This window comes from Actinomadura hibisca NBRC 15177, assembly GCF_001552635.1.
Classification (GTDB): Bacteria; Actinomycetota; Actinomycetes; order Streptosporangiales; family Streptosporangiaceae; genus Spirillospora; species Spirillospora hibisca.
In genome coordinates this window covers 26,855-39,943 of record NZ_BCRO01000044.1, presented here as the reverse complement: position 1 = coordinate 39,943, position 13,089 = coordinate 26,855, and the positions used below count along the sequence as shown (strand labels likewise).

12 protein-coding genes are annotated in these 13,089 nt (G+C 72.4%); 3 read left to right on the top strand and 9 right to left on the bottom strand.

Annotated features, from left to right (window positions below):
• Positions 1-117: 117 nt before the first annotated feature.
• Positions 118-1,008 (top strand): helix-turn-helix domain-containing protein, encoded by an 891-nt coding sequence (locus tag AH6_RS21760; RefSeq protein ID WP_067482854.1) that lies wholly within the window; start codon positions 118-120, stop codon positions 1,006-1,008.
• A 29-nt stretch (positions 1,009-1,037) separates the two neighbouring features.
• Here AH6_RS21760 and AH6_RS21755 read toward each other — a convergent pair whose 3' ends face one another.
• A complete protein-coding gene (locus tag AH6_RS21755; RefSeq protein ID WP_067482727.1) occupies positions 1,038-1,946 on the bottom strand; it encodes an oxygenase MpaB family protein in 909 nt (302 codons plus the stop codon).
• Between the two features lie 137 nt (positions 1,947-2,083).
• Complete coding sequence (locus tag AH6_RS21750) at positions 2,084-2,965, bottom strand: alpha/beta fold hydrolase (RefSeq protein WP_067482725.1); 882 nt, start codon at positions 2,963-2,965, stop codon at positions 2,084-2,086.
• Positions 2,966-3,034: 69 nt separating this feature from the next.
• Here AH6_RS21750 and AH6_RS21745 point away from each other — a divergent pair, with 69 nt between their 5' ends.
• The gene (locus AH6_RS21745; RefSeq protein ID WP_157431619.1) at positions 3,035-3,796 is read left to right on the top strand and encodes a glycerophosphodiester phosphodiesterase; all 762 of its coding nucleotides are present in this window, start codon (positions 3,035-3,037) and stop codon (positions 3,794-3,796) included.
• On the opposite strand, the gene AH6_RS21740 is transcribed toward AH6_RS21745, so the two are convergent.
• The 3 genes from AH6_RS21740 to AH6_RS21730 form a co-directional block, all read right to left on the bottom strand.
• The gene (locus tag AH6_RS21740) at positions 3,717-5,771 is read right to left on the bottom strand and encodes a phosphocholine-specific phospholipase C (protein WP_067482723.1); all 2,055 of its coding nucleotides are present in this window, start codon (positions 5,769-5,771) and stop codon (positions 3,717-3,719) included. The two genes, AH6_RS21745 and AH6_RS21740, sit on opposite strands and share 80 nt — an antisense overlap.
• A 106-nt stretch (positions 5,772-5,877) precedes the next feature.
• Entirely contained in the window at positions 5,878-7,947 is a 2,070-nt protein-coding gene (locus AH6_RS21735; protein WP_067482721.1) for a phosphocholine-specific phospholipase C, read from the bottom strand.
• Positions 7,948-8,134: 187 nt separating this feature from the next.
• Complete coding sequence (locus AH6_RS21730) at positions 8,135-9,643, bottom strand: DEAD/DEAH box helicase (protein ID WP_067482719.1); 1,509 nt, start codon at positions 9,641-9,643, stop codon at positions 8,135-8,137.
• Between the two features lie 634 nt (positions 9,644-10,277).
• On the opposite strand from AH6_RS21730, the gene AH6_RS21725 reads away from it, so the two are divergent.
• Complete coding sequence (locus AH6_RS21725; protein ID WP_067482717.1) at positions 10,278-11,075, top strand: hypothetical protein; 798 nt, start codon at positions 10,278-10,280, stop codon at positions 11,073-11,075.
• Between the two features lie 213 nt (positions 11,076-11,288).
• Here the strand turns inward: AH6_RS21725 and AH6_RS21720 are convergent, their stop codons facing one another.
• The 4 genes from AH6_RS21720 to AH6_RS21705 all read right to left on the bottom strand — a co-directional run bounded on the left by AH6_RS21720 (position 11,289) and on the right by AH6_RS21705 (position 13,079).
• Positions 11,289-11,537: a GlsB/YeaQ/YmgE family stress response membrane protein gene (locus AH6_RS21720; RefSeq protein WP_245679410.1), complete on the bottom strand. Its 249-nt coding sequence runs from the start codon at positions 11,535-11,537 to the stop codon at positions 11,289-11,291.
• 167 nt (positions 11,538-11,704) lie between these two features.
• Positions 11,705-11,944: a DUF3107 domain-containing protein gene (locus AH6_RS21715; protein WP_067482713.1), complete on the bottom strand. Its 240-nt coding sequence runs from the start codon at positions 11,942-11,944 to the stop codon at positions 11,705-11,707.
• A 183-nt stretch (positions 11,945-12,127) separates the two neighbouring features.
• Positions 12,128-12,745 (bottom strand): TetR/AcrR family transcriptional regulator, encoded by a 618-nt coding sequence (locus AH6_RS21710; RefSeq protein ID WP_067482711.1) that lies wholly within the window; start codon positions 12,743-12,745, stop codon positions 12,128-12,130.
• A 127-nt stretch (positions 12,746-12,872) separates the two neighbouring features.
• Positions 12,873-13,079: an Rv3202a family protein gene (locus tag AH6_RS21705; protein ID WP_067482709.1), complete on the bottom strand. Its 207-nt coding sequence runs from the start codon at positions 13,077-13,079 to the stop codon at positions 12,873-12,875.
• Positions 13,080-13,089: the final 10 nt, after the last annotated feature.

Genomic DNA, 13,089 nt, shown 5'->3' with positions numbered 1-13,089 from the left:
TGCCTGGGCGGAACGGGGTCACCCAGACCTCCGTTCCGCCTACGACCGCTGTTCCTGCTACTGCCGTTACCAGCCTCATACGCGGGCGCGAGCGCGAGAACGGCGATAATGGACACCATGGACGAGCCTGCTGAGACGGAACGGGCCGCAGACGACGGGATCGGCGGGTTCCTGCGCAGCCGCCGCGCCCGGCTGCGTCCCGAAGACGTCGGGCTGCCCGCCACGGGCCGGTACCGGCGGGTGCCGGGACTGCGCCGCGAGGAGCTGGCCCAGCTCGCCGGGGTGTCGGTCGCCTACCTCACCCGGCTGGAGCAGGATCGGGGCGACAACGTGTCCGACGAGGTCCTCGACGCGATCGCCCGCGCCCTGCGGCTCACCGCCAACGAGCGCGCCCACCTCGTCCACCTGGCCCGGAACCGGCACCGCAAGGGCACCGCGCCGCCCGAGCAACGGCAGGTGCGCGCCGCGCTGCAAGGGATGCTGGCCGCCATGGAGGACGTGCCCGCCTACATCACGGGCTGGCGCTCGGACATCCTCGCCTGGAACCGGATGGCGGCGGCCCTGTTCGGCGACTGGGACGGGACGCCGCCGCAGAAGCGCAACTGGATACGGCTGCTGTTCCTGAGCCCCGACCACCGGCGGCTCTTCGCGGACTGGGAGGCCAGAGCCGCCGAAGCCGTCGGTGCCCTGCGCCTGGACGCCGGGCAGCGCCTCGACGACCCGGAGCTGGCGGCGCTGGTGGACGAGGTGTCGGCGAGGAGCCCGGAGTTCCGCCGCCTTTGGGCCACGCATGACGTCAAGGAGAAGAGCCACGGCACGCGGCGGCTACACCATCCGGTGGCGGGCGACCTGGAGCTGTCCTTCGAGTCGTTCCGGCTGCCCGACGACTCCGAGCAGTGCCTGACCGTCTACCACGCCCCGCCGGGCTCGGCCACGGTCGAGAACCTGCGGCTGCTGGCCAGTTGGGGCACCGACGCCGCCAGGGACGCGCTCCGGCACCCCCGCTGAAAGGCCGGGCCCTCAGCGGGAGCCGCGCGTCAGGCGTCCACCAGTTCGCGCTGGGACGGCCACCGGCGCGGGTCGCGCAGCCCGTACAGGCCACGGCTCAGGTCGTAGCCCTCGGCCGCCAGACGCCGCCGTGAGCGCTCCAGCATGTCCCGGGTCGGCTTCATGAACGCGTAGTCGTGCACGCGCTCCGGCACCGTGCTGAGCGCCGTACGGAACGACTTGAGCGCCGCCGTCACCGCGGGCTGCGGGACCTCGGGCAACGAGCCGTACATCTGGCGGGCCCAGTCCGGCAGGGAGTAGTAGCACAGCGCACCGAACGGGAAGTAGCCCGGCTTGCCGGGGTTCAGGAACTTCAGGTTCTCCGGCATGGTGGGCCACATCAGGAAGCGCACCGTCGCGGCGGCCTCCTCGGTGACGCGCAACTGGGGGCGCATCTCGGCGAAGTAGTCCTCCATTGCCGCCACGCTGCCGGGCACGTCCTCGGCGTGCAGGCCCACGTAGGTCGCGGTGTGGCGCTGCTCGTCGAGGTACTTGTCGGCCATGCGGCCGGTCAGCGGCAGCCCGGCGCGGCGTGCCACCTCCAGGTAGGAGTAGACCTCGGCGCAGTGCACCCAGAGCAGCAGTTCGGGCTGGTCCAGGCGCTCCTTCCTGCCGGTGTCGTGGTTGAGGATGCGCAGGCTGCGGTGGATGCCGCGGACCTTGGCGGCCAGCTCCTCGATCTCGGCGGGGCTGCCGAAGGTCGCCATGCCCACGAAGTCGGACGTGCGCTGGAGCCGCCCGATCGGGTCCTCCTGGAAGTTGGAGTTCTGCCAGACGCCCCACATCGCCATGGGGTGCAAAGCCTGGAGCATGAGGCTGCGGACGCCGCCGATCCACATGGACCGGTCGATGTGCACGCGCCAGGTGACACTTTCGGGGGGCTGGACCGTCGCGGACATGGGCACCTCACCGGGGGGTCGGTCGTGAGACAAACTCAGGTAAGTGTGTCATTACCCGATCGGCGGGCGATACCCGCCCCCCGCGAAAACGATCGGACCCGCCGCTCGGCGAGCGGCGGGTCCGGAAGAGGGCGGTGTCAGCGCGGGCAGCGTTCGGACTGGTTCCAGAAGTCGATCAAGGCGCTGGCGGTGGTCTCCGGCGCCTCCACGGCGGGGGAGTGCGCCGCGCCCGGGATCACCACGCGGGCGGCGTCCAGGCGTTCGGCCATCGCCGCCTGCTCGCGCGGGTCCCAGGTGTCGTCGTCCTCGCCGTACAACACCAGCGTGCGCAGGCCCGTCCGGGCGGCGACCTTGGCCAGCTCGTCCACTTGGTCGGGCGCGGTCAGCAGCTCCTCGGCCATCGCCATCAGGCCCGCCTCGCAGTTGCCGAGGGTGCGGTCGCGGAGGAACTCCACGATCTCGGGGGCCAGGTTCCGGGCGCGGGCGTCCGGCCCGATGCTCAGCTCCCAGATCTTGGCCATGCCGAGCTGCGGGATGGCCTCCTTGAGCGCGCGCGCCTTGGCGGCGGCCTGGCCCGACACCGCGGCCGGGCCCGAGCTCATCAGCGTGTAGGAGGCGGGGCGCGCCCCGTCGGACAGGACGGCCTCGCGGGTGACCAGGCCGCCGAACGAGTGGCCCACCAGGTGCGCCGGGTCGGGGCCCAGCGCCTCCAGCAGGGCCGCCACGTCCTCGCCCAGCGCGGCGCGGGAGTAGGCGGCCGGGTCGTCGCCCGCGCCCGCCGTCTGGTACTGGCCGCGCATGTCGACGGCCAGCACGCGGCGGCCGGAGGCGGCCAGCGTCTGGAGGACGGCGATGAAGTCCTCCTTGCTGCCGGTGTAGCCGGGCACCAGAAGGGCGGGACAACGTTCCGGCACGCCCGACCCCGGCAGGGCCTCCAGGGCCGCGAACGCGCCGCGGGAGGTCTCGGCGGACGTCCGGCGGACACCGGCGGGCAAGGTCAGGAACGGGGGCGTGCTCACAGGGGGCCACCATACTAAACACGCTGCGGAAAACACCGGTCAAGAACGTTCGGTGGTAGCGTGCGGAGGGTGCTGACGGCGATCTCCGCCCACCGCCGGGACGAGGCGGGCCTGACGGGGCTGCACGCCGCCGCCCGCTCCGGCGCCGAGTACGTCGAGATCGACGTGCGCCGCACCGGGGACGGCCGCCTGGTCGTCCACCACGACGCCACCCTCGCCGGGCTCCCGCTGAACCGCCTGCCCTACCGCCGCATCGAGGATCTGGCCGAGCGGCCGGTGCCGCTGGTCGCCGACGCCATGGAGCTGATCGCCGCGCGCCGCGCGCGTGGCCATCTCGACCTCAAGGAGCACGGCTGCGAGCACGAGGCCGTCGCCCTGGGGCTGGAGGTGTTCGGCGCGGGCGAGTTCGTCGTGACCACCCGCGAGGTGGGCTCGCTCCAGCGGATCAAGAAGGCGTTCCCCGAGGTCGTCACGGCCCTGTCGGTGGGGCGCGGGGTCTTCGAGCGCGGCGCGGTCGGCGACCTCGCGCCGCTGCGGGTGATCCGCGCGTCCGGGGCCGACATGGTCGCGGTCAACCACCGGCTGGCGCGGGCCGGGGTGTTGCGGCAGTGCGCCCGCGCCGGGTTCCCCGCGATGGTCTGGACGGTCAACGCCGAGCCCCTCATGCGCCGCTTCCTGCACGATCCCCGGGTGGCGGTGCTGGTCACCGACCACCCGGAGACCGCGCTGAAGCTGCGCGAGACGCCCCCCGTCAGCCCCCGATTCCGGGGCGGCCGTTCTCGACGTGGCCCATCAGGCGGCGGCGGAACGCCGGGTCCTCGGCGATCGTGACCTCGAAGTCGTACCGGCCGTGGTCGGTGTTCCACGACAACGTGCTGCGCTTCCCGGCCGCCACCTCGACCTTGCGCGAGCGCTTGCCGTAGGCCAGGGCGCGCAGCGTGAAGTGCAGGTCGGCGTCGCTGGTGTTCTCCAGGACGACGGTGAGGTCGCGGCTGTCCTGCTTGGGCGCGGAGGCGACCTCGGCCCGGTCGGCGGCGGTCCCGGCGAACTCGCGGCGGAAACCGTTCGGGCCGGTCAGCACCAGCTTGTAGGCGTCGCCAGCGGGAGTGATCTCCTCCGTGGCGGTGCGCTCGACGTCGTAGTGCTTGGGCGCGGGCAGCTCGCCCGCGTACGGGTAGAGCGCGAAGTGCACGCTGGCCGCGCCGCCGTTGGACAGCGACAGCCGCAACTTGCCGTCCTGCCGCCGGAGGGTCGCCTCGGGCTGGTAGGGCAGCGGCCGGGACGGGCGGGTGCCCGGCTCCTGGACGGGCATCTTCTGGTCGGCGGGCGGTTGCGGCTTCCAGCGGCCCGAGAACGGCGGGACGGGGCCGGGCTGGGCGACCTTCGGCGGCTTCCCCGCCTGCTTGAAGTCGAACGCCGAGGTCAGGTCCCCGGCGACGGTGCGCCGCCACGGGCTGATGTCGGGCGCGGCGACGCCCGACCAGGTCTCCATGAACCGGGTGATCGAGGAGTGGTCGAACACCTGCGAGCAGACGTAGCCGCCGACCGTCCACGGCGACACCACCGTCATCGGCACCCGGAAGCCGAGCCCGATCGGGTTGCCCTGGTAGTGCTCGGAAGCCAGGTCGGCGGGCGGCTGCGGCGGCGGGACGTGGTCGAACAGGCCGTCGTACTCGTCGTAGGTGATGAACAGCGCCGTCTTGGACCACACCTCGGGGTCGGAGGCGATGGCGTCCAGGACGTCGTAGGTGATCCGCGCGCTCTGGATCGGCGAGGACGCGCTGGGGTGCTCGGAGTCGGCCGCCGACGGCACCAGGTACGACACGGCGGGCAGCCGCCCGGCCCTGATGTCGGCGCGTAGGTCGGCGGCCAGGCCACCGGTCGGCACGCGGCGCAGGCCCCGCTCGTACAGGCTGCGCTCGGCGGGGGAGAGCTTGGCGACGCCCTCGTCCAGGCGGGCCTGCATCGTCTTGCGCTTGGCCTCGTTGGCGCTGCGGAACGCGCCGTAGAAGGCGTCCATGCTCTTGTAGTCGCCCTGGAGGGCCTTGCGGGCGACCTGCTTGAAGGCGGCGAAGAACTCCAGGTTGTTGTCCTGGTAGTTGTCCCACTCCTGGTAGACCCGCCAGCTCACCCCGGCCTTCTCCAGCTGCTCGGCGTAGGTGGACCAGGTGTAGCCGGAGTGAGAGTCCTCGGAGTAGGCGGCGTTGTCGATGGCCCGCTTGGTGCTGGCGGGCTCGTAGCCGGTGTGGCCGGAGACGAAGTAGTTGCGGTTGGGACTGGTGGAGCTCAGCACCGAGCAGTGGTAGGCGTCGCAGAGGGTGAAGGTGTCGGCCAGCTCGTACTGGAGCGGGAGGTCGGCGCGCTCCAGGTAGGCCATGGTGGCGGGCGTCTTGGCCTTGATCCAGCCGTTGTTCCAGCCGCCGCCGCGCGCGGCCTGGCCGTCGGACCAGCCGTGCGGCAGCGAGCCCATCCACTGGAGGTCCTTGTTCGCCAGGGTCGCGGCCTCGCGCAGCGGGAAGGGCAGCACCGAGCCGGTTCCGTTGGGCTGCTCGAAGACGGACCGGCCGTCCGGCAACGTGATCGCGTTGCGGTCGGCGAAGCCGCGCACCCCGCGCAGCGCCCCGTAGTAGTGGTCGAAGGAGCGGTTCTCCTGCATCAGCAGGACGACGTGCTCGATCGCCTTGAGGCCGCCCGCGCGGACGGGACGGGCCATCGCGGCGTGCACCGAGGGCGGCAGCAGCGAGGAGACGGCCGCGCCTCCGGCGAGGGCGGCGCCGGAGGCGAGGAACGTGCGACGTGTGGTCATGCAGGGAAATGTCGGGCCACCGGATGGCCGGTAGTGATCCCCGAGGGGTCCGGCCGGTGGCTGATGCGAGAGATATTCATGTACGCGGCCTGGTCAGCCGGACGGGTCAGCCGGACACGCTCGGCTTCCCGTCCTCCAGGTGGCCCATCAGGCGGCGGCGGAACGCCGCGTCTTCCGCGACCGTGACCCGCACGTCGTACCAGCCGTGCTCGGTCGTCCACCGCACCGTGGCCTGCTTGCCCGGGGCGACGGTGACGCGCCGCGCGGCCGAGCCGTAGGCCAGCGCCTTCAGGTCGAAGGTCAGCGGCGTGCGGCCCGGGTTGGCCAGCGTGATCGACAACCGCCGGGAGCCACTCCCCGCCGCCGTGACCACGGCCCCGGCCGCCGCGCCGGACGCCGACCCGGCGAACTCGCGGCGGAAGCCGTTCGGGCCGGTCAGGGTGAGGCGGTAGCGGCCCTTGGGGACGGCGACGCGCTCCACGTGCCGTCCCGCCGCGTCGAAGTGCCGGGGCGTCGCGAACTCGCCCGCGTACGGGTACAGCGCCAGGTGCGACGGCCGTGTCCCGCCCTCGGTCATGGTGATCTCCAGCGTGCCGCCGGACAACCGCGCCGACGCCTCGGGCCGGTAGGGCAGCGGCCGGGCGGGGCGGGTGCCGGGCTCGGGGGCCGCGCCCTTCTGCACGATCGGCGGCAGCGGCGGCCAGCGGAAGTAGAACTTCGGCGGCGTCGCGGGCTTGGGCACCCGCTGCGGGCGCGCGGGCCGCCGGAAGTCGAACGCCGAGGTCAGGTCGCCCGCCACCGTCCGCCGCCAGGCGCTGATGTTCGGCTCGCGCACGCCGAGCCAGCGCTCCAGGAACCGGATCGTGGAGGTGTGGTCGAACACCTCCGAGCACACGAAGCCGCCCGCCGTCCACGGCGACACCACCGTCATCGGCACCCGGAAGCCCAGCCCGATCGGCTTGCCGTCGGCGTGCTCGCCCTGCTCGGCGGCGGGCGGCAGCGGCGGCGGGACGTGGTCGAAGTAGCCGTCGTTCTCGTCGAACAGCAGGAACAGCGCCGTGGACTCCCACACCTCCGGGTGCGAGGCGATCGCGTCCAGCACCTGGTAGGTCACGCCCGCGCCCTGGACCGGGCTGCCGGAGCTGGGGTGCTCGGAGTCGGCCGCCGAGGTGACGATGTAGGACACCTCCGGCAGGCGGCCCGCCGCCACGTCGGCGCGGAAGGCGTCGGCGAGCGTGCCGCTCTCGACGCGGCGCAGCGCCCGCTCGAACAGGTCGCGCTCGGCGGGGGACAGCGCCGCCACGCCCTTGTCCAGCGCCGCCAGCATCGCCTTGCGCTCCTCCGGCTTGGCCTTGGCGACCGCGCCGTAGAAGTCGGTGAGGCTCTTGTGCGGCGCGGGCAGGGCCTTGCGCATGACCTGCTTGAAGGTGGTCAGGAACTCCAGCGCGTTGTCGGTGAAGTTGTCCCACTCCTGGTACACGCGCCAGGTCTTGCCCGCCTTGGACAGGCGCTCGGCGTAGGACGTCAGATCGTAGCCGGGGTGGGTGGCCTCGGAGTAGGCGTCGTTCTCGATCGCGCGCTTGCCGTTGGGCTCGTACCCGATGGTTCCGGTCCAGTGGTAGGTCCGGTTGGGGTTGGTGGGCCCGAACACCGAGGAGTGGTAGGCGTCGCAGACGGTGAAGGTGTCGGCCAGCTCGTACTGGAACGGCAGGTCGCGGCGGTCGTAGTGGACCATCGTCGGCATCAGCTTGGCCTTGATCCAGGCGTTGTGCCAGCCGTCGCCGCGCGCCTTCTGGCCGCCCTCCCAGGAGTGGTCGAGCCCGGCGATGTAGTTCACGTCGGTGAGCGGGCCGTGGCCGATGGCGTTGCGGGCCAGGAACGGCTTGACGTGCCGGACCAGGCCGGGCTGCTCGAACACCGGGTGGCCGTCGGGCAGCTCGATGGCGTTGCGGTCGGCGAAGCCGCGCACCCCGCGCAGCGTCCCGTAGTAGTGGTCGAAGCTGCGGTTCTCCTGCATGAGGAAGACCACGTGCTTGATCGACGCCAGCCCGCCGGGCGGCAGCGGGCGCGCGAGCGCGGCGTGCACCGAGGGCGGCAGCAGCGAGGAGACGGCGGCGCCCCCGGCGACGGCGGCGCCGGAGGCGAGGACGGAGCGGCGTGTGGGTCCGGTGCTCATGAGGGCAACAGTGCGGCCGGACGGTAACGGGGCGACGGCCGTCCGGCGTCGCCCCGGTAACAAATGTGAAAGAGATTCACGCTTGGCCCGGCGCGCGCGCCGGGCCAACGGCCGCGAGACCACGACCTCCCACGACGTGATCCCGCAGACGTTATGCCTGTTCAGGCGGTGGTGCGGTACTGCGGCGTTACGACGCCTCGGCGGCCGACCCGTTCTGGTCGGCGACCGTCTTGCCGCCACGGGTACGGCGGCGCGGCGACCGGCTGCGCTTGCGCTCGGTCGCGACGGCGTCCACCACGTTGTCGACGGCCTCGGACTGCTTGGCCTCGGCGGTGGCCCCGCTGGCGGCCCCGCTGACAGCCCCGGCCTCGGCGCCCTCGACGGGCTTGCCGCTGCGGGTGCGCGTGCGCGACCGCTTGCGGCGCGGGCGCGGACGCTCGCGGTCCTCGTCACGGTCACGGCCGTGCGAACCGCCGTGCGAGCCGCCGCCCTGCGAACCGCCCTGCGAACGGACCTTGCCCGTCTCGCCGATGTCCTCCAGCTCCTCGGCCTCCAGGCCCGCCCGCTCGTGCTGGTGGGCCTTGGGGAGCTTGCCGGTGGTCCCGGCGGGGATGCCGAGCTCGGCGAAGAAGTGCTCGGAGGTGGAGTAGGTCTCCTCCGGCGCGGCGAACGGCAGGTCCAGCGTGCTGTTGATCAGCTTCCACCGGGTGAGGTCGGACCAGTCGACCAGCGTGACGGCGATGCCCTCCTTGCCCGCGCGGCCGGTGCGGCCGATGCGGTGCACGTAGGTGTCGGCGCTGTCGGGGCACTCGTAGTTGACCACGTGCGTGACGTCGTCCACGTCGAGCCCGCGCGCGGCCACGTCGGTGGCCACCAGCACGTCGATCTTGCCGTTGCGGAACGCGCGCAGCGCCCGCTCGCGCTGGCTCTGCCCGAGGTCGCCGTGCACGGCGGCGGCGTCGAAGCCGCGCTGCGCGAGGTCGGCGGCCACCCGGTCGCAGGCCCGCTTGGTCTGGCAGAACACCATGGACAGCCCGCGGCCCTCCGCCTGGAGCAGGCGGGCGAGCATCTCCGGCTTGTCCATCTGGTGCGCCTGGTAGACGAACTGCTTGACCTGCGGCGTCGCCTCGGACTCGGCGTGCGACTCGGCCCGCACGTTGGTGGGCCGGGTCAGGTAGCGGCGCGACAGCGCCACGATCTCGCCGGGCATGGTGGCCGAGAACAGCATGGTCTGCCGCTGGGCCGGGATGCGCTCGACGATGCGCTCGATGTCGGGCAGGAACCCGAGGTCGAGCATGCGGTCGGCCTCGTCCAGCACCAGGATCTTGACCTCGGACAGGTCCAGGTGCTTCTGCTTGACCAGGTCGAGCAGCCGGCCCGGGGTGCCGACGACGACGTCCACGCCGTCACGGAGGGCGTCGATCTGCGGCTCGTAGGCGCGGCCGCCGTACACCGACAACACGCGGCTGCCGAGCTTGCCGCCGGCGACCAGCAGGTCGTCGGTGACCTGGAGCGCCAGCTCACGGGTCGGCGCGACGACCAGGGCCTGCGGCTTCTTGCCGCCGTGCCGGATCTGCTGCAGCAGCGCCACGCCGAAGGCGAGCGTCTTGCCGGTGCCCGTGCGGGCCTGGCCGATGATGTCGTGCCCGCCCAGCGCGATCGGCAGGGCGAGTTCCTGGATGGGGAACGCTTCCACGATGCCCTCGGCCTTGAGGGCGTCGGCTATCTCGGGGACGACCCCGAGTTCGGTGAAGGTAGTCAGGGCTTTCAGCCTCCAAAGTGCGGGGTCCTCACTCCGTAGCGCGGCGCTGCGCTGTGCCCGGCCCCGCCGAAGCGGTGGTCCGGGCCGATCACACGGTGCGGGCGGCGGGCCTGGGGACAGGTCCGCCGGATCGCTTCCCGTGGCCGCGCGCTCGCGCGGGAGGGACCGGCCGTCAATCGAAAATTCTTCCGGCGACCGCAGTCAGGGGTTGAAAGCAGTCACTCCGAGTGGCTGCGTGCGGTCACACTCCGCGACGCAGTGTACCGACCTTGGAATGCGTACACCAATAGCCGATCACCAGTGCTAACGGTTCCCCCTTCCCGGGTATTCCATGCGGCCCCCGGCGCACCGATCCGGCCGGCCCCGGAACCCCCGCCCGAACCCTGCGCGAACCCGGTCCGGACCTGCGCGGCCACAGTCGGCCACCTCCCCTGGAAGCCTGGTATGTACCTGTTTTACGCGGTTTCCGGAAGTGGCCACCCGGGGTGCCAGATCTTGACATCCTGGCATCCGCCACAATTGCCCGAGCCGATCACGGCTCCGGGACGGTCTGGGAGGACGGGTACGAATGCGGGCGAGGTTCAGGGGCGGGCTGGTCGTCGCGGCGGCCGCCGTGGCGGTGGCGGGGGCGGCGGGCTGCTCCGGCGGGGACGGCGGGAAGTCCGGGGACACCGGATCGGGGCCCCGGGTCATCGAGGAGAGCCTCGTGCGGGCCGATAAGCAGGTGCAGCTCAAGGAGGCCGAGTCCACCAAGATCGCCGGGATGCGGGACAAGGCCGCCGAGCAGCGCGTCAACCAGGCGCTGCGCGCGCCGCTGGAGTGGGCGATCACCTGGTCGTACGGCACCCTGACGCCCGAGCGGAAGAAGGAGTGCGAGAACCGCAACACCACCATCCAGACCAAGGTGCGGCTCGGCCTGCGCGGCGAGGTGGTCTCGGCCGCCAACGCCATCGAGATGATCCCCTGCTGGGAGGGCGAGGGCGGGCTGCCCACCGTCCCGGTGATCGTGGACGTCAAGGCGGGCAAGGCGCTCACCGCCGAGGACGTGCTGCGGCCGGAGGTGCTGGAGAAGGACGGGCTGAAGAAGTTCTGGGACGCCCTGGACGGGCCCAAGAACGACTGGAAGGACTGCGATCTGGAGGACGTCCAGCGCAAGGACTTCGCGCCCGGCAAGCGCGACGGCGACCCGGTGGAGTCGCCCGCCCCGGCCGGGATCATGTTCACGCCCAAGGGCCTGGAGCTGATCTGGTCTACCACCGGCACCGACTGCAACAACTTCACCTTCACCGCGCCGTTCGAGAAGGTCAAGGACATGATCAAGCCGGAGCTGTACCCGCGCCTGCTGGCCAGCGCCGGCGTGAAGTGACCCGCGCGCCGCGATGACCCGGCGGGTGCAGCCGCGCTCCTGCACGGCGCACCGGGGCGGCTCCGTCCCGGTGCCCTCCGCGCGCCTGACAGGGCTGCTGCGCCCCGAGATCGCCGCGCAGGTCCCCGGCTGGCCCCGGGCATGAGGAAGCCCCCGCACGGCACGGGGGCTTCCTCATGTCCGGAACGCGGCTCCGGAGGGTGGTGCCGCGGATCAGTAGTTGTGGCGGCGGGTCCGGCCGAAGCGGTTGCCACCGGCGCTGCGCGACTGGAAGGCGGTCAGCGCGGCCACGCCCAGCGCGGCGATCACGACGGCGAACACCAGGGCGACCAGCGTCCCGGCGCCCAGCGCGTTGGCCACGACACCGCCGAGGATCGCGCCCGCGATCCCGACCAGGACGGTCAGCAGGATGCCGATCGGGTTGCGGCCGGGCACGATGAGGCGGGCCACGGCCCCGATCACGGCGCCTACGATGATGAACCAGAGAACCGTGAGCATTTGTCGATCACCATTTCGTCTCGCGTGGGCCGGGTCCTTCGTTCCCGCCCGGGGTCGGTCGGTGATCGGTATGCCCGCCGTGCCGCTTTCAAACAACGCGCAGCCCGGCGCGGGCGTAACTCAGGCACGGCTCAGGCGTACTGCGTGCCGCCGCCGAAGCCGACGGTCCGCTCCGCCTCCTCGCTGATCTCCAGGTAGCCCACCCGGTCGGCCGGGACGACCACCCGGCCGCCGCGCTCGTCCCGCAGCACGAAGATCCCGTGCTCGACGGCCAGCGCGTCGGCCAGCGCCCGCTGGACCTCGTCGGCGGACTGGCCGGTCTCCACCACCAGCTCCTTGGGCACGAACTGCACGCCGATGCGAACCTGCAACGCGATCTCCCTGCGCTCCGCCCGGCCCGCCGCGGCTCGGCGGACCGTGTCCTCCTCCGATGGTGACACGGCGATCGCCGCGCCCGCTCGACCGGGACGCCCCGAAAGGGCGCGGGCAAGCGACCGCCCCGGCAGGGCCGACGCCGTGGAGCGCGGCCCCAGCCGGGGCGGTTCGCGAAGCCTCTAGACCCGAGGAAAGCCGGAGATGCCGCGCCAGGCGAGCCGGGCGATGATCTTCTCGGCGGTGTCCTTGGGCACCGAGCGGTGCTGCGACAACCAGTAGCGGGCGCTGACCTCGGCCATGCCGACCAGGCCCATGCCGAGCAGGTGGGCCTCCTCGCCGGGCGCGTCGGTGTCCTCGGCGATCACCTGGGCGATCATCTCGGCGCACTGCTGGTTGGCCCGGTCCACCCGGGCGCGCACCGGCGCGACGTTGCGCAGGTCGGACTCGAAGACCAGGCGGTAGGCCTCGCCGTCGCCGGCCACGAAGTCGTAGAAGGCCTGCATGCTGGCCTGCACGCGCAGCTTGTTGTCGTTGGTGGAGGCCAATGCGTCGCGCACCGCCTGCACCAGCGCCTCGGCGTGCTCGTCGAGCAGCGCCAGGTAGAGCTCCAGCTTGCCGGGAAAGTGCTGGTAGAGCACCGGCTTGCTGACGCCCGCCCGTTCGGCGATCTCGTCCATCGCCGCGGCGTGATAGCCCTGGGCGACGAACACCTCCTGGGCAGCGCCGAGCAGCTGCCGACGGCGCGCCAGTCGCGGCAGTCTCGTGCCACGGGGGCGGGCGTCCGGGGTCGCGGTCACCACACTCTCCGATCACCGTTCAGTGCGACGGACGGGGGTACCCGTCGCGGGAAGCAATCTCATCATCCTACGTGCCGGTAACCTCGCCGGTCACCAACAACGCGTCCGGTGTCGGCGCGGCGGGTGATCAGCGGTAGTCGTCCTCGTCCAGCGCGACCTCGCGGCTCTGCTCGGTGGCGTCGGCCTCGTCGGCGTCGAAGGGCACCCGCTCGGGCCACCGCGCCCCCTCGTCGGGGCCCACGACGGCGCGCTGCTCGGCGGCGTCGGCCTCCGGCGCGTCGTCGGGAAGCGGCTCCTGGTCGGTCAGCGGCTCGGAACCGGTCTGCTCGCTCATAGGTCCTCCG